This is a genomic window from Dokdonia sp. Asnod3-C12 (assembly GCF_045063975.1).
GTDB lineage: Bacteria > Bacteroidota > Bacteroidia > Flavobacteriales > Flavobacteriaceae > Dokdonia.
This window is the reverse complement of the sequence record NZ_JBEFNY010000003.1, coordinates 3228867-3243820: the sequence shown is the minus strand read 5'-3', so window position 1 is coordinate 3243820 and position 14954 is coordinate 3228867. Positions and strand designations below refer to the sequence as shown.

At 36.1% G+C, this 14954-nt stretch carries 19 protein-coding genes; 12 read left to right on the top strand and 7 right to left on the bottom strand.

Features of this window, described 5'->3' with window-relative positions; translation table 11 throughout:
• Nucleotides 1-27: 27 nt before the first annotated feature.
• Both ACJJVW_RS14590 and ACJJVW_RS14585 read right to left on the bottom strand, forming a co-directional pair.
• Entirely contained in the window at nt 28-984 is a 957-nt protein-coding gene (locus ACJJVW_RS14590; RefSeq protein ID WP_405252810.1) for a YihY/virulence factor BrkB family protein, read from the bottom strand.
• Nucleotides 985-1013: 29 nt separating this feature from the next.
• Nucleotides 1014-2123 carry an alkene reductase gene (locus tag ACJJVW_RS14585; RefSeq protein ID WP_405252808.1) on the bottom strand — a complete coding sequence of 370 codons (1110 nt, stop codon included), beginning with the start codon at nt 2121-2123 and terminating at the stop codon, nt 1014-1016.
• A gap of 211 nt (nt 2124-2334) precedes the next feature.
• Between ACJJVW_RS14585 and ACJJVW_RS14580 the strand changes: the two genes are divergently transcribed.
• The 5 genes from ACJJVW_RS14580 (at nt 2335) to ACJJVW_RS14560 (ending at nt 6046) form a co-directional block, all read left to right on the top strand.
• Nucleotides 2335-2604, top strand: coding sequence for an EF-hand domain-containing protein (locus tag ACJJVW_RS14580; protein ID WP_298324987.1), 270 nt, complete (start codon nt 2335-2337; stop codon nt 2602-2604).
• A gap of 108 nt (nt 2605-2712) precedes the next feature.
• Complete coding sequence (locus ACJJVW_RS14575) at nt 2713-4113, top strand: exonuclease domain-containing protein (RefSeq protein ID WP_405252806.1); 1401 nt, start codon at nt 2713-2715, stop codon at nt 4111-4113.
• Between the two features lie 2 nt (nt 4114-4115).
• A complete protein-coding gene (locus ACJJVW_RS14570; protein ID WP_013752197.1) occupies nt 4116-4400 on the top strand; it encodes a hypothetical protein in 285 nt (94 codons plus the stop codon).
• 124 nt (nt 4401-4524) lie between these two features.
• Complete coding sequence (rlmF, locus tag ACJJVW_RS14565) at nt 4525-5409, top strand: 23S rRNA (adenine(1618)-N(6))-methyltransferase RlmF (protein ID WP_405252804.1); 885 nt, start codon at nt 4525-4527, stop codon at nt 5407-5409.
• Between the two features lie 61 nt (nt 5410-5470).
• A complete protein-coding gene (locus ACJJVW_RS14560; protein ID WP_405252802.1) occupies nt 5471-6046 on the top strand; it encodes a pseudouridine synthase in 576 nt (191 codons plus the stop codon).
• On the opposite strand, the gene ACJJVW_RS14555 is transcribed toward ACJJVW_RS14560, so the two are convergent.
• On the bottom strand, nt 6043-6489 hold the full coding sequence (locus tag ACJJVW_RS14555; RefSeq protein ID WP_013752200.1) for a cold-shock protein: 447 nt from the start codon (nt 6487-6489) through the stop codon (nt 6043-6045). The two genes, ACJJVW_RS14560 and ACJJVW_RS14555, sit on opposite strands and share 4 nt — an antisense overlap.
• A 308-nt stretch (nt 6490-6797) precedes the next feature.
• Here ACJJVW_RS14555 and ACJJVW_RS14550 point away from each other — a divergent pair, with 308 nt between their 5' ends.
• Nucleotides 6798-7121, top strand: coding sequence for a hypothetical protein (locus ACJJVW_RS14550; protein ID WP_405224798.1), 324 nt, complete (start codon nt 6798-6800; stop codon nt 7119-7121).
• An 87-nt stretch (nt 7122-7208) separates the two neighbouring features.
• Nucleotides 7209-7559, top strand: coding sequence for a DoxX family protein (locus tag ACJJVW_RS14545; protein ID WP_108878793.1), 351 nt, complete (start codon nt 7209-7211; stop codon nt 7557-7559).
• Here the strand turns inward: ACJJVW_RS14545 and ACJJVW_RS14540 are convergent.
• The gene (locus tag ACJJVW_RS14540; RefSeq protein WP_013752203.1) at nt 7552-7914 is read right to left on the bottom strand and encodes a DoxX family protein; all 363 of its coding nucleotides are present in this window, start codon (nt 7912-7914) and stop codon (nt 7552-7554) included. The genes ACJJVW_RS14545 and ACJJVW_RS14540 overlap by 8 nt on opposite strands.
• A 134-nt stretch (nt 7915-8048) precedes the next feature.
• Here ACJJVW_RS14540 and ACJJVW_RS14535 point away from each other — a divergent pair, with 134 nt between their 5' ends.
• Nucleotides 8049-8426 (top strand): DUF2237 family protein, encoded by a 378-nt coding sequence (locus ACJJVW_RS14535; RefSeq protein ID WP_405252799.1) that lies wholly within the window; start codon nt 8049-8051, stop codon nt 8424-8426.
• A gap of 80 nt (nt 8427-8506) precedes the next feature.
• On the opposite strand, the gene ACJJVW_RS14530 is transcribed toward ACJJVW_RS14535, so the two are convergent.
• The gene (locus ACJJVW_RS14530) at nt 8507-10258 is read right to left on the bottom strand and encodes an ABC transporter ATP-binding protein (protein WP_405252797.1); all 1752 of its coding nucleotides are present in this window, start codon (nt 10256-10258) and stop codon (nt 8507-8509) included.
• An 84-nt stretch (nt 10259-10342) separates the two neighbouring features.
• On the bottom strand, nt 10343-10795 hold the full coding sequence (locus ACJJVW_RS14525) for a Dabb family protein (protein ID WP_405252795.1): 453 nt from the start codon (nt 10793-10795) through the stop codon (nt 10343-10345).
• A 239-nt stretch (nt 10796-11034) separates the two neighbouring features.
• Between ACJJVW_RS14525 and ACJJVW_RS14520 the strand changes: the two genes are divergently transcribed.
• The 4 genes from ACJJVW_RS14520 to ACJJVW_RS14505 all read left to right on the top strand — a co-directional run bounded on the left by ACJJVW_RS14520 (nt 11035) and on the right by ACJJVW_RS14505 (nt 13816).
• A complete protein-coding gene (locus ACJJVW_RS14520) occupies nt 11035-11901 on the top strand; it encodes an RNA polymerase sigma factor RpoD/SigA (protein WP_013752207.1) in 867 nt (288 codons plus the stop codon).
• A 403-nt stretch (nt 11902-12304) separates the two neighbouring features.
• Complete coding sequence (locus tag ACJJVW_RS14515; RefSeq protein ID WP_298324956.1) at nt 12305-12781, top strand: RNA polymerase sigma factor; 477 nt, start codon at nt 12305-12307, stop codon at nt 12779-12781.
• Nucleotides 12782-12817: 36 nt separating this feature from the next.
• Nucleotides 12818-13345, top strand: coding sequence for a hypothetical protein (locus ACJJVW_RS14510; RefSeq protein ID WP_405252793.1), 528 nt, complete (start codon nt 12818-12820; stop codon nt 13343-13345).
• Nucleotides 13346-13348: 3 nt separating this feature from the next.
• A complete protein-coding gene (locus ACJJVW_RS14505) occupies nt 13349-13816 on the top strand; it encodes a hypothetical protein (protein ID WP_339844551.1) in 468 nt (155 codons plus the stop codon).
• A gap of 8 nt (nt 13817-13824) precedes the next feature.
• Here ACJJVW_RS14505 and ACJJVW_RS14500 read toward each other — a convergent pair whose 3' ends face one another.
• Complete coding sequence (locus ACJJVW_RS14500) at nt 13825-14937, bottom strand: WD40/YVTN/BNR-like repeat-containing protein (protein ID WP_405252791.1); 1113 nt, start codon at nt 14935-14937, stop codon at nt 13825-13827.
• Between the last annotated feature and the right edge of the window lie 17 nt (nt 14938-14954).

Genomic DNA, 14954 nt, shown 5'->3' with positions numbered 1-14954 from the left:
TAATTGGTAGTTTTCGCGAAAGCGTAACTATTCTTCTTTCTTTTTAAAATGTTGAAATCTTTTGAAACCTATTCCTGTCTTTAACTGGCGCGCTTCATTATAATATGCGTCTGCATATACTCTCGTAAAATTTGCTCCAAAGAATAAAATCAGGCTGCTATAAGAAACCCAGAGCATGATGAGGATTATAGATCCTGCTGCTCCATATGTAGAACCAGGCTCCATAGTATTAAAATAGTATGCCATCGCAACTTCTCCTAATATAAATAAGATGGTTGTAAGACCGGCGCCTACTCGTACTGCTTTCCAGCGCACATAAACGCTGGGTAAGAACTTAAATAATGCAGCAAATAGCGTATATATCACCATAAATGAGACTGCAATATCTATTACAAAAATAAACTTTATTAAAGAGGCTGGTAAAAATTCTGCTAGTCTATTTGAAAATGCACTAAGTAGTGAAGTGGCTATAAAACTGATGAGAAGTAGGAACCCAATAATTAAAATAAATCCAAATCCCTTCGCCCTACTTTTTATAATATTAAGAATCCCATCTTGCTCATTGAGATTAACTCCCCATATCGTGTCTAGCGCCTGCTGTAATTGAAAAAAAACACCCGTTGCACCGTATAATAGCACTAAAATACCCACTGTAGCTGTAAAAAAACCTGTTTCTTCATCTCCTCGGTCTACCATCATGAGTCTTATGGACTCTGCTGTTTCTTGTCCTAAGACTTTAGTAATTTCAGCAAGTAGTTCTCCTTGAACGATATCTCTACCCCACACAGCTCCTACAACGTTTAAAATAATAACAACAAGTGCAGGCAGTGATAAGATGGCATAATAGGCAACGATAGCACTTAACTTAAATGGGTCTGATGCCATCCATTTTTTATAAGTGTCAACCATAAGGCGAGGCACATCCTTTATTTTAAAAGAACGCCTACCTTGGTCTGCCGTCATATAATTATCTGTTTTTTCCATAAAAAAACCCTTTTGCAAGGGTTTAAACGTTATGAGTTATCTTTTTGCTCTTGGAGCGTTGGGTAATCAATGTAACCTTCTTTTCCAGGAGTATAAAACGTATCTGGATTAGGCTCATTGAGAGAAGCATTTTTTTCAAAACGCTTAACTAAATCTGGGTTTGCTATAAAATTACGTCCAAAAGCGACTAAATCTCCTTTCTTATCTATCAAATCTTCATTTGCTTTGGCAGCATCATAACCACCACTAAGAATAAGTAAACCACTAAAACGGTCACGTATATTCTTCTTAATATCTGCTGGTAAGCCTGGTGCTCCCATAGATTCATGGTTTACGAGATGTATATAAACTGGTGCAATCTCTTCTAATTTTGCAGATAGGTAATCAAATGTCTCTTTCTGACTGTCAAAAGGTCCTAAATCATTCATTGCTCCATTAGGTGATAAACGAATTCCAACCTTTTCCTTACCTAATGCTGCTACAACTCGTTCTGTAACCTCAAGTGTAAAGCGACATCTATTCTCTACAGAACCACCGTAGTTATCATCTCTCTTATTTGTTCCTGTATTTAAAAACTGATCTAATAAATAACCATTTGCGCTATGAACTTCTACCCCGTCAAAACCAGCTTCAATAGCATTTTTTGCAGCAGTAACGTACTCCTCTATGGTATACTCTATATCCTCAACGCTCATCGCTGTAGGTTCTGGAATAGGTAATTCACCTTTTCCATCTACATACATCTTCGTTTTTTCTGGTCTAATAGCAGATGGAGCAAATACTATCGCATCATCAGACATGTTATCTGGATGTGATATACGACCAGAATGCATAAGTTGCATAAAAATTTTTCCACCATTTTTGTGTACAGCAGTAGCAACTGGCGTCCAAGCCTTTACTTGCTCACGACTATAAATACCCGGTATACGAGGATATCCAACACCATTAAGTGACGGCGACGTTCCTTCTGTTATTATAAGTCCTGCACCGGCACGCTCACCATAATATTGAATCATTATATCTGTCGGGATATGTCCCGCAGTAGATCTAGACCTCGTAAGAGGCGCCATTACCACCTTATTTTTTAATTTAAAATGCTCAGTGTTTAACGGGCTTAAGAGTTCTTTATAATTTTCCATGCGACTTTTTTTTTGCAAAATTAGTCCATGCTCTCGCCCATTGCGGTTAATGCGCTGTTAAAACAATGTTTTCATTATCATAAGGTTTTCACTTTCGTGAAAAATTGACATCATAACCAACTATCTTTTTGATGCAAGTAAGTGAAGTTGTACTTTTATCTCTTAAAGCGAGTATAAAACCTTACTCACATCATTATAAAAGAAAATTTGTATGGCTACTAAAGATATGATTCTCAAGAAACTTCAAATCTTAATTACACAAGAATTTGATAGTCCGGAGCAGGCTTTTGCTTTTTTTGACGAAGATGGTAATGGTACTTTATCAAAGGATGAAATTAAAGAACTATTGAAAAAAGCAGAAATAAGTGGTTTTATAAGGTCTATGGTTGCCTCTGCATTAATAGACGGATATAGTAAGGATGGTAATGATAGTGTGAGCTGGGAAGAGTTTAAAAAGGCACTTGACGAGATCAAACACTAATTTCTTACCAATAGGATTCACTTTTTTAAAATAGCATTCATAATATTTTCCATTTTTTAGGAATTATTCCTAATATCTCAAAATAAAGAGTAACTTTGTAACTCATTTATGAATGAGACAGAGCCTACATATCATTGTGTTATAGACGTAGAAACTACGGGAAAAGGAATTAATGGCAATCGTATCACAGAAATATGTGCGGTACGCCTTAAAGATGGTGAGGTAGTAGATAAATTTACTTCACTAGTAAATCCTGAACAATACATTCCGCCATTTATTACCAATCTTACGGGTATAGATGACGCCATGGTGGCAGATGCACCACTGTTTAATGAAATCGCAGATCGAATTATTGAGATATCCTCAGGGGCCATATTTGTAGCACATAATGTCACTTTTGATTTTAATGTGTTACGTAGCGAGTTCAAGCGACTCGGTCACTCATTTACTCGAAAGAAACTTTGTACGGTTAGGCTTTCGCGAAAGCTTATACCTAGTCTATTCAGCTACTCGTTGGGTAATCTTTGCGCCTCTATAGGAATTCCTCTTAATAATCGCCACAGAGCCGAAGGAGATACAGATGCTACTGTAATTCTCTTTAAGCGATTACTCACCCTCGATGAGGATGGCAAAGTAATGAGTTCCTTTCTCAACGTTCGCTCTAAAGAAGCCACGCTCCCACCACATTTACCATCACGCATTATTCAAGAATTACCAGAAACTGCTGGGATATACTTATTTAAAGATCGCGCGGGTAAAGTGATTTATGTGGGCAAGGCAATTAATATAAAAAAGAGAGTCCTCTCACATTTTTACGATAAAAAGAATAAGGAATATTTATTAGGTCAAGAAACCTATCAAATAGATTATGAAGTTACTGGAAATGAACTTTGCGCACTATTACTAGAATCTGAATATATCCAGCAATATTTCCCAAAGTTCAATAGAGCTCAAAAAATACCCACAAGCACCTACTCTATTATATCTTATGAGAATAGAAAAGGTATCATACAGCTCGCGGTAGCCAAGACAAAATATAGACACACAGCTACTCAAAAAGTATTTACTAGAGCCAAAGCCACAGAGCGGCTCATGGAGCTTTGTGAGATGCATGAATTATGCCCACGTTTTTGCGGACTTCAAGCAACCTTTGATGAGTGCTCACATTACAGTTTAAAAAATTGTAAAGGTATCTGTAGTGATAATGAATCTGTGTCTGATTATAATCTCCGCGTTCGTGAGGCATTGCAATCCTTTGATGCAGAAAATGAGAGTTACATTATAAAGGAAGACGGTCGCACCGAAGATGAAACAGCGTTCATATACATAGACAAAGGTGTTTATAAAGGTTTTGGCTTTGTACCTGAGACAGAGCAAGTGAGTCATTTTGATGAAGTAGCCTCACATTTATTACCTAAAAAAAGTACGTATCATACAGACATTATATTGAGAAGTTATTTACGTAGACATAAAAATCCGCATATTGTATCACTTGCTATTTCTGCTTAATTATGGACACAGCCTTAGATTTTAAAACCTATTACCTTGAAATACCTGAACTATTAGTAAGTCATTATCCAGATCTTAATTTTCAAAATCATTGCTATCTACGCATTGCGCTAGATAATGTAATAGGTACAAAGTGGGATACTCAGATTGCTAAGCCAGCATATAAGCATCTTACAACAGATCAAAGAAAACTGGTCATATCTTATCTCTCATCTTACGTGAAGGACAAGAACTTACTTTTATCACATAATATGATCTCACTAGCATATAGAGGAAAGTTAGTGTAAACAGATACTTTTTCCTACCCAAAGAAAAAGGCTTGCTTCTCTTACTAAGGAAAGTATAATTGGTAATTTTGCACCGTTAATCACTTTATATATTAATTAGGTATAAAGTGGCTAATAAACTGCCGTGATAACATATAATCAGGGCGTTACTAATTATCTAGCTATGCATCCAAATAATAAAAATATAGGTCCTTATCTTTTTAAACAGCTTAGAAAAGCAAATAAAGAGCTTGCTCCTTATGTTCTAGAAACAGACCGCGGAATTCAAACAATAGATTTTACAAATCCTAAAGCGGTTTTAGAACTCAATCGTGCTATTTTATTAAGCGATTATTCTCTAAACTGGTATGAAATTCCTGAAGGATATTTGTGCCCAGCAATCCCAGGGCGCGTAGATTATCTACATTATCTGAATGATTTTATAGGAAAAGAAGATGCTCACGGCCTTGATATAGGTACTGGTGCAAACTTTGTATACCCACTTCTAGCAGGATCTGTTTTTAATTGGAAAATGAAAGGAGTTGATATCGATGCAAAGGCTATTAGAAATGCAAATACAATCCTTGAGAAAAATACGCATCTCAAAGGATTCTTAACAGCTACCTATCAACAAGATCGTGCTAATATTTTTACAGGAGCGATTTTACCTGGGGAGCATTACGATTTTACAATGTGTAACCCTCCTTTCTACAGCTCTGAAAAGGATGCTTTTAAAGCAACTAAAGAGAAATCAAAAGGGCTTAAACTCAAAGAAGTTGAACGTAACTTTGCTGGACAATCTAACGAGCTTTGGTGTAATGGTGGAGAAGCACTATTTATTAAGCGCATGGTGAAGGAAAGTGTAAGCTTTAAATCACAAGTAGGTTGGTTTACAACTTTAGTTTCAAAAAGCGAACACCTTCCTAAAATCAAAAAGCAACTTGAAAAGCTTAATGCTGAACATAAAACAGTAGATATGTCTCAAGGTAATAAGAAATCAAGATTTTTAGCATGGAGATTTAAAGAGTAGTAAAAAACAATACGCTTCTTAACAACCAACTTTATTTATTTTACTCTTCCTTTAATTAGATATGAGCCATACTCACTTCAAATTATTCAAACCTTATGGTTTTATTAGTCAGCTGCTTAGTAATGATGCGCGTCAGGCTAGAAAGAAGAAGTTTTTGAGCGAGTTATATGATTTTCCTGAAGGCACAATGGCTATAGGGCGTCTTGATGAAAAATCTGAGGGATTACTACTCATGACAACAGATGGTAAACTCTCAGATACCATTAATCGATCAGGTATTGAAAAGGAATATTATGTTCAAGTAGATGGTATGATTACGGACGATGCTATTGAACAAATGGCCTCTGGAGTCGAGATTGGCTTTGACGGTAAGAAATATCAAACAAAACCATGTAAAGTAAGACGATTAATTGAGGTTCCTACGCTGCCAGAACGTTCTAAGAAAATAAGAGATGCTCGTCATGGTCCTACACCATGGATATCTGTAACTATTACAGAGGGGAAATTTAGACAAGTACGTAAGATGACGAGTGCTGTAGGATTCCCTACACTGAGACTTGTAAGAATAAGAATAGGCTCACAAACCCTAATGGGTCTGGAGCCTAGACAAGTTATTGAGGTAAAGGAGTTGCTTTAAGCAACTTTACTCACGCGTACTGCGTTCATTCCTTTTTGTCCTCTTTCTATTTCGTAAGACACTTTATTGCCTTCTTTAAGTTCACCATCGCGTACTTCAGAAATGTGTACAAAGTACTTTTCTGGTGTATCGGCATCTTTGATAAATCCAAAACCTTTTGAAGAGTCAAAAAATTCTACAAAACCAGTTCTAATAGGATCTGGCTCATCACCTTCAACTTTCTTAGGAATCCCTAAAACAATATCTTCTACATCTACCTCTTCCTTCAAAGCTGGATCTGGTGGAGTATCTACTAATTGTCCTAAGTGGTTTACGTATACAAACTCATTTGCTTTTTCTCCGCTTTCTTTTCGCGCTGCTTTTTTCTTGCGCTTATCTTCAGCTTTCTTAAGCCTTTTCTTTTCTCGTTCTTTTTTACCAAAGGTTTCTTGTGGTCTAGCCATTAACTCTTTTCTCGTATTAAATGAAGTCGTTACAAGAATATCCCGTAACGCTCACGTTTACGCAGTTTAAAAACAATTAAGTCTGTAAAAGATTTTTGAACTGTGTAACCTACCTTTTGATAAGGTATTCGTGAATAATTGTAAAGATACAAAAAATAATGTGATTTTTTAGCTTTCGCGAAAGCGTAATTATGTACACACCCCACTATGACTTGTATTTAACACCATTTGTTATCCTTTTCTTATCAATGGGTTAAAGCCCATTTTATAACTATGATATCTTCTTAACTTTATAAAAAACAAAAGATATGAAAGCACAAGCAAATACCAATAATAAGTTAAAGGAAGACCAAAAGGATACATCATACAACTCTGATATTACGAGTGAAGATCTTAAAGTATTAGGACAAGATATCGAAAGCAATATTCGTCAAGATGGTGGAGATGATGTTGCGTTAACTAATAGAGTAGAAAAAGTTGATTTTTCTGGAAAAGATCTAGATGTACCAGGACGTAGTGCCGCTAGCAAGAACACAACAAACCGAATTAAAGACGAGGAAAACATGTTATATAGTCAAGGTGGAGAATCAAAAGAGAATCTTGAAGAGCAAAGTGATCAGTATATAAAGTAACCATTTACAATAAATGATAAAAAGCGACCAAACGGTCGCTTTTTGTTTATCTGGAAGTTAACTTTACAATTAGTATATCTTTATTAAATGACAATAGCACATACAGTACTTATAGGGTTAATAGGCTTTTCATTCCTTTATTACGGTGTGAGTTGTTTGTCTTCCAATTTTATGACCGCCGAATTTGAGCGTTTTGGACTATCTAAACTACAACGAAAAATTACTGGCGTCGCGCAAATTATAGGTGGACTAGGGGTCTTAATAGGATACTTCTACAAGCCGTTACAAATTGCAGCCCTGATGGGGATTTCACTACTAATGTTATTAGGATGGGGTGTTCGCCTTAAGATAAAAGATACCTTTATAGCCGCTTTGCCATCCTTTGTATTCTTTGTGCTCAATGCTTATCTAGCTTATTATCTGATTTTCCTTAGATAAGAATAATCAATACTGAAAGTGCTAAAAACAGAAATGCAGGAAAAGACTTTTTTAAAGCATCCCCTACTTTCAAGTGCATTGCAATTGCTCCTACCATCATCACCGCAATACCTAAAGCACTATAAAATTCTAAAACTGGTACAAAAATAGAAACTAGAAGCCCCACAGCAAGTAAACACTTAATGGTTCCTACCGCTTTCATCGCTGTTTCTGATAATCCATAATGAGCAAATTCTTCTTTTAAAGAGTTTGCATTTCCTCCTCTCCAAGGTGAAGATTGTCCTTTACGCAATAGCCAAACATTAAGAATGCTTAAACCAACAATACATTTTAAAACAATCGATAAATATTCCATGTGTTTTTTTTATTTAAAATTAAGATTTTAAGATATGTAAAGGCTTCATTTCACAATAAATATTAATTTCTATCATGAAATTTACCAAGAGATTAAGATTTAAGACCTTTACTTAACAAAATATAAGCAAAATCATGAATGACAACAGCACACCCGCATTAAATATATTAGGCTCATCATTGATAGGTTGTTGCAGTGATCCTATGACAGGGTATTTTAGAGATGGATACTGTAGGACTGCTGGCATAGATCAAGGTACTCATGTAGTTTGTGCTATTATGACAGAGCAGTTTCTCACGTATACAAAGTCAAAAGGAAATGATCTCTCTACTCCTATTCCTCAGTGGAATTTCCCTGGACTTAAACCTGGCGATGGATGGTGTTTGTGTATTTTAAGATGGCTAGAAGCAGAAAAAGCTGGGGTAGCGCCACTGGTAAAGTTGGCTGCCACAGATCAAAAAGCACTAGAGTATACTACTATTGATATGCTTAAAAAATATGCCTACGATTAAGAATGGGTAGTTTTCTCGTAGTACTTAGACTGTAAACATAGTATAGTGCATTGTTTTATTACTAGCTATTTAAAAAATCACTAAATCTTAGCTTGATACGTGTATAAGTCAAAATACCTTCCTTCTTTATCTATAAGTTCATCATGAGTTCCCTGCTCTGCGATGCGGCCATCTTCTATCACTAAGATTTGGTCAGCCTTTTTTATAGTACTAAGCCTGTGAGCAATAACAATAGTCGTTCTATCCTTTACAAGTTGTGATAACGACTTTTGAATAAGCGCTTCGCTTTCGGTGTCTAGATTTGAGGTTGCCTCATCTAGTATAATCACTTTAGGAGCAGCAAGTATTGCTCTAGCAATGGTAATACGCTGTCGCTGCCCGCCAGATAGTTTTACACCTCGCTCACCTATAAGTGTATCAAGTCCGTCTTCAAAACGGTCTGTAAACTCATTTACATAACCAGCCTTTACCGCTTCCTGTAATCGCTCTTCTGAGGCATCAGGTCTAGGGAACATTATATTGTCCCTTATGGTTCCCTCAAATAGAAATTCATCTTGCAATACAACTCCTAAATGCTTTCTAAAACTAGGTAACTTTACTCTTGATAAATCTTGACCATCTACAGACACCACTCCTTGTTGAGGATTTAAGAATGTAGCAGATAATCCTGCAATAGTAGACTTTCCAGAACCAGAGCTACCTACAAGTGCTACCGTCGTTCCTGCTTTTGCTTCAAAGGAAATATTATGTATCACTTCTTTTCCTTTTTCATAAGAGAAGGATACATTTTCAAATTTTATATCTCCTTTAAAATTTTCTAGTTCTATGTCACGATTGCCTATTTCATCCTCAGGTGTCATATTCATTAATTCTTCCGTACGGTCTAATCCTGCTAGCGCCTCTGTAAGTTGGCTCCCTATATTACTCATTTGTACGATAGGTGCAATCATAAAACCTAGCAAGAGTGTAAAAAACAGAAATTCTCCCGTAGTCATCTCTCCTTGTATCATAAAATAGCCACCTATACCCATAATTCCCACAGATGCTAAACCAAGTAAAAATGTAGAACTACTAGACATCACTGCAGTGGCAGTAAGACTTTTCTTAACGTTTTGGAATAATCTATCAACACCTTCTTCAAAAGATTTATTTTCTTGTTCCTCTGCTCCAAAACCCTTAATTACTCGTACACCTGATAGTGTCTCGGTGAGTCTTCCTTTTACTTCGGCATTGATTTTACCTCTATTTCTAAAAATTGGACGGATATACTTGAAAGCACGTAAGGCAACATACCCAAAAATGGCTACTGGTAAGAACACAAACAACGTCATTAACGCATTAATACGTATCAATAGCACTAAGGATATAACGGCAGTAATGGTCCCTCCCACCAGCTGTACTAATCCTGTACCTATAAGATTACGCACACCTTCTACATCACTCATGATGCGTGATACGAGGGCTCCAGATTTTGTGTTATCAAAAAAACTAATAGGTAATGACAATACTTTTTTCTGTACCTGAGCTCTAAGTTCTGAGATGAGATACTGTGCTTGCACACTCAATATACGTGTAAGTAAGAATGATGTGATGGCTTGTATAAGAAGCGCAACCCCCACGAGCCACAATAAATCGTATAGTGCAGCCATGTCCTTATTAGGGATAATGTCATCTAGTAGAGCTTTTGATTTCCATGGCAACACGAGACTCGCTAGACGACCTATTACGATAAGAATGAGTCCAATAAATACTAGCTTTCGTCGTGGCCAGATAATGGTTTTAAATGCAGATGTTATAGTTACTTTACTCTTTTTATTTTGTTCTTTTGACATAGCACAAAACTAGTTATAATTGCGCTTTCGCGAAAGCGTAACTCACCACCGTCATTATATTTGAAAGCTGTAACTATGGGGTAATTATCTTATGCTCGTGGCGTCATACACTATTACTTTTTCCCAAAGATGAGCGCATTCTTTAATAAACTTTTTATGTGCAGCCTCATCTTGATACGCCTGCTGATCCTCAGCTGATGCAAAACTCAGCACTAGATTATAAGTAAAACTATCATCTACAACTTCCCTTGTTGCTCTAGGGGCTGTACCTATAAACTGTGTTTTTGCATACAACGAACTATCCAAGAAAGTGCGCAGGGACTTTTCAAAAAGTTGCTTATCCTCCTCGTTGGTAGGGTCTTTAAACCAAAAATACACGATATGGGCATAATTTTCATTAAACGCTGTCTCGCTATCTGTTGAGATAATGACATTATTCTTGATCGCAGCAGTACCCACAGTAGATTCCTTTTGATCGCAAGAATTTATGAAAATGCTGAAAATGAAAAGAATAATGAGTTGCTGTTGTATTTTCATGCGCTATAATTATGAGTTAAATGTAACAAATCTTACCTTTGTACGTTATATATACTCAATAATAGAGTTTATTCTTTATTATAACTTTATCATATCTTAAAATTATCATAACGTAATTTTTACTAGTCTCGGTTTTACTGGGTTTAGCGCATATTTTTTAACAGTTTTAGTTAAATACTTGCTTTTATGAATCATTTAGGTTATAATGGGGTAATACTCACTTAATACAAAGACAATACATGAGACAACTCAAAATCACCAAGCAGGTTACTAATAGAGAGACGAAATCCCTGAACAACTACCTTCAGGATGTGAGCAAGATTGATTTAATTACTGCCGAAGAAGAGGTTGAGTTAGCACAACGTATTCAAAAAGGAGATGAGAGAGCACTAGACGCTCTTACAAGAGCAAATCTTCGTTTTGTAATATCTGTTGCAAAACAATATCAAAATCAAGGTTTATCCCTTTCTGATTTAATTAACGAAGGAAATGTTGGGCTTGTAAAAGCAGCAAAACGTTTTGATGAAACTAGAGGTTTCAAATTTATCTCATATGCCGTATGGTGGATTAGACAATCTATCTTACAAGCTATTGCAGAGCATGCACGTACGGTACGTCTTCCTCTCAATAAAATTGGTGAGATAAGTAAGATTAACAAAGCAATGGTTTACTTACAGCAGGTACACGAGCGTAAGCCTACCTCTGGAGAAATTGCAAAGTATCTTGACATATCTGAAGAAAAAGTAAAAATCTCACTTAAAAACGTAAGTCGTAGTTTAAGTATGGATGCTCCTTTTGCCGAAGGTGAAAATGATAACAACTTATATGACGTTTTAAGTTCTAGCGAGTCACCTCGTCCAGATAGAGAGCTTATGCAGGAGTCTTTAAGTATTGAGATCAACAGAGCACTAGACACACTTACAGAGAAAGAAGCAGAGGTTGTACGTTTAAACTACGGTTTAGGTAATCAACCAGCTATGACGCTTCAAGAGATAGGAGATATTTTTGATCTAAGCCGTGAGCGTGTACGCCAGATTAGAGAGAAAGCTATCAAGAGATTGCGTCACACTTCTAAAAGTAAAATCTTAATGAAGTACTTAGGGTAATCTCCTTAACTACATTACAACATAAAAAAAGCCCGTTTTTACGGGCTTTTTTAGGTTAAGTAGGTTAGATATTAATGCTAGCTTTGGGGCCTAGACACTAAAAACTATTGTAAAATCAACTTATGAATTGGGGATTCTAATTGACCATCTTTTAATGATGATTCAAATATAAAACCCTTAATTCAATCCCACAAGCTATTTGTGTATTTAATCGTAATTAAATGCATTTTATCGATATTTATAGTATCTACATGTTAATATCTGCCAATTAAGACTACAGATTGTCATCTGGATTAAACCTTTGAGTACATTAGAAGTCTTATAGTTAGTTAAAACGTATCTCATAGAAGAGCAAGACCTCATACTCGCATTACAGCAAGATCCCAATAATGGATCATTTGCTATGTTACTTGATAAATATCAAAAGCCATTGTATTGGCATATACGAGGGATTGTAAAAAATCATGAAGACGCAGATGATGTGCTGCAGAATGTCTTTATTAAAGTATATAAGGGTATTAAAAACTTCAAAGAAGATAGTAAGCTCTATACCTGGTTATACAGAATTGCTACTAATGAATCGCTAACGTTTTTAAAGAAACGTGCTCGACATTTACAAATTTCAAATGAAGAGCTTCAAACGCGTATTGTAGAGAACCTAGAGAGTGATGTCTATTTTAATGGTGACGATATACAGCTAGCGTTAGAAAAAGCAATAGCGCAATTACCAGAAAAGCAACAGCTAGTCTTCCAGATGAAGTACCATCAAGATATGAAGTATGAAGATATGAGTGAAATACTCGGCACTTCTGTAGGAGCTCTCAAAAGCTCTTACCATATCGCTACAAAAAAAGTAACCGCCATATTACAAGCAGATTAAACCTTTTGACTTTTTAAGAGTCTTATTTATAGAACCGTGAAAACAACAAACAACATACCGTCTAAAAGAGGTTTTAAAGTTCCTCAAGATTATTTCGACACTAGTCGAGAAGTAATTCTTGATAATATCACTTTAGAAGTATCATTATCTAGCTCAAGTAATGAGCGCTATGATATCCCTGATGGATATTTTGAGAACTCTAAAAATGAAATGCTTGCTACGCTTTCGCGAAAGCTAGAAGAAGAAAGCACACCAGCTCAAAAAACTGCTACTAAAGTAATATCTCTTAAAAGCTATTACTATTCCATTGCGGGAGTTGCGGCTGCCCTCCTACTCTTAGTAAGTATTGTTTGGTCACAATTAGACACAACGGCGGGAATCGAGAGTATTGCTATTGCAGAATATCTTGATGGCGAAGCAGGTGATCTTGAACAAATAGAATTTGCAGATTGGTTATCTGATGATGACATTGATGCGCTTCACAACGATATTGCCTTAGACGAATCAGTTATTATAGACTATCTAGATGATCGCACAGATAGCTACCACTTTTACTTAGATTAAATTATGAGACTACTTATAACATTTATAGTTACCATCATGATCACTGCGACTGCAGTAGGTCAAGAGGAAGATAGAAATTCAAAAAAAGAAAGAATACAAGCACTTAAGGTTGCTTATATAACAGAAAAGCTATCGCTTACTCCAGACCAAGCACAAGTGTTTTGGCCTATTTACAATACCTATGGTGAGCGCATGTCTGAGATTTATAGCAGAGAACGTAAAGTACTTAAGGAAACCAGAGATCAGTTTGATACTATGGATGAAAGCAGTGCAAAAAACACGCTTGACAACATTCAGTCTTTTGAGCAACAAAAACTTGATGCTAGAAAAGCATTGTTTGTGAGTTTAAAAAATAAGCTCTCTTATAAAAAGACACTTATCCTTCTCAAAGCCGAAGGAGATTTTAGACGTGATTTATTACACAAACTTCGTGGTGATAAAGATGGAAAGCGCGATCACAGAGAACCATAATAACTCTCTTACCTTTTAAAATTAAGCCTTGCTAGGGCGTTTTTTCCTCCCGCATAAGCTGTAGAATCATTTGCAAATCTTACAGTCAAGAAAGGCGCGTCAGATAATTGTTTCCATGAAGCACCTGAGTCGCTAGAATATGAGATACCTGTAAATCCAGCTGCAATGATTTCTTTTCCATTAGAGTTAGGAACATACTGAACACAACTTTTATAGCCATCATTTTTACCAGAAGCTGTAACTATCCATGACTTACCACCGTCGCTTGTCATGGCTATATTGTCAATATTATCTTCTGGTGTAGTATAATCACCTCCGTATATAATACCTGTTTTATTGTCATAAAAATCCATGGTATAAGCACCTTGAGTATCTTTTCCTTGAGCTACTGGAACGTTATAAATACTCCAAGAAAACCCTTTATTTGCAGAGTAGTATATTCTAGACGTACCGCCACCGGTAATAATCCATGTCTCGTCACCTATGGTTTTAATATTAGTATTACTAGCAGCAAAAGCTCCTTCTTTTTCTAGTTGATTAGGCAATGATCCACAATCTAGCTTTCCCCAAGTAGCACCACCATCCCTTGTAACAATAATAGATAAACAACCGTTTACAGAATCCCCTATCGCGATTCCCTCTTCCTCATTCCAGAAAGTCATAGCATCATAAAAAACACCATCTTGTTGCTCTGTATATACTAATGAAACCTCTTTGCTTGTTCTATCATAACGATATAACAATGCTGGGTTTTCAATAGAGAGTATGTAAAAAGCCTTGCTCGTACTAGCTATACTTCTAAAAGCTGGGTTTTTACCCAAAAAGTCTATTCTACCTTTATTAGTTTCCTTAAACTGTGAAGCCATCGCAGCATCTGTAGACTTGGTTTTATCAAGATTCATCTCATAAATACCATAGTGACCGTCGCTACCTGCATACATCACTGCATCGTGAGCTACTTCTAGAGCACGTATGCTTGTACTGTCCTGATGTAAAAATTCGATATCCACTTTCGTGAAAACTTGAGCATCCTCAACAGCAGGAGATTGGTCATTGGTTTTTACATCCTTACAAGATGTAATAAGAAGAAATAAAATGAAAAAAGTAGATAGAAAACGCATTGTCAAAATTTTAGTAA

Excerpts from the sequence above, each read along its gene's own strand:
- ACJJVW_RS14590 (WP_405252810.1), bottom strand. The coding sequence starts at position 984 with ATGGAAAAAACAGATAATTATATGACGGCAGACCAAGGTAGGCGTTCT.
- ACJJVW_RS14585 (WP_405252808.1), bottom strand. The coding sequence starts at position 2,123 with ATGGAAAATTATAAAGAACTCTTAAGCCCGTTAAACACTGAGCATTTT.
- ACJJVW_RS14580 (WP_298324987.1), top strand. The coding sequence starts at position 2,335 with ATGGCTACTAAAGATATGATTCTCAAGAAACTTCAAATCTTAATTACA.
- ACJJVW_RS14575 (WP_405252806.1), top strand. The coding sequence starts at position 2,713 with ATGAATGAGACAGAGCCTACATATCATTGTGTTATAGACGTAGAAACT.
- ACJJVW_RS14570 (WP_013752197.1), top strand. The coding sequence starts at position 4,116 with ATGGACACAGCCTTAGATTTTAAAACCTATTACCTTGAAATACCTGAA.
- ACJJVW_RS14560 (WP_405252802.1), top strand. The coding sequence starts at position 5,471 with ATGAGCCATACTCACTTCAAATTATTCAAACCTTATGGTTTTATTAGT.
- ACJJVW_RS14555 (WP_013752200.1), bottom strand. The coding sequence starts at position 6,489 with ATGGCTAGACCACAAGAAACCTTTGGTAAAAAAGAACGAGAAAAGAAA.
- ACJJVW_RS14550 (WP_405224798.1), top strand. The coding sequence starts at position 6,798 with ATGAAAGCACAAGCAAATACCAATAATAAGTTAAAGGAAGACCAAAAG.
- ACJJVW_RS14545 (WP_108878793.1), top strand. The coding sequence starts at position 7,209 with ATGACAATAGCACATACAGTACTTATAGGGTTAATAGGCTTTTCATTC.
- ACJJVW_RS14540 (WP_013752203.1), bottom strand. The coding sequence starts at position 7,914 with ATGGAATATTTATCGATTGTTTTAAAATGTATTGTTGGTTTAAGCATT.
- ACJJVW_RS14535 (WP_405252799.1), top strand. The coding sequence starts at position 8,049 with ATGAATGACAACAGCACACCCGCATTAAATATATTAGGCTCATCATTG.
- ACJJVW_RS14530 (WP_405252797.1), bottom strand. The coding sequence starts at position 10,258 with ATGTCAAAAGAACAAAATAAAAAGAGTAAAGTAACTATAACATCTGCA.
- ACJJVW_RS14525 (WP_405252795.1), bottom strand. The coding sequence starts at position 10,795 with ATGAAAATACAACAGCAACTCATTATTCTTTTCATTTTCAGCATTTTC.
- ACJJVW_RS14520 (WP_013752207.1), top strand. The coding sequence starts at position 11,035 with ATGAGACAACTCAAAATCACCAAGCAGGTTACTAATAGAGAGACGAAA.
- ACJJVW_RS14515 (WP_298324956.1), top strand. The coding sequence starts at position 12,305 with ATGTTACTTGATAAATATCAAAAGCCATTGTATTGGCATATACGAGGG.
- ACJJVW_RS14505 (WP_339844551.1), top strand. The coding sequence starts at position 13,349 with ATGAGACTACTTATAACATTTATAGTTACCATCATGATCACTGCGACT.
- ACJJVW_RS14500 (WP_405252791.1), bottom strand. The coding sequence starts at position 14,937 with ATGCGTTTTCTATCTACTTTTTTCATTTTATTTCTTCTTATTACATCT.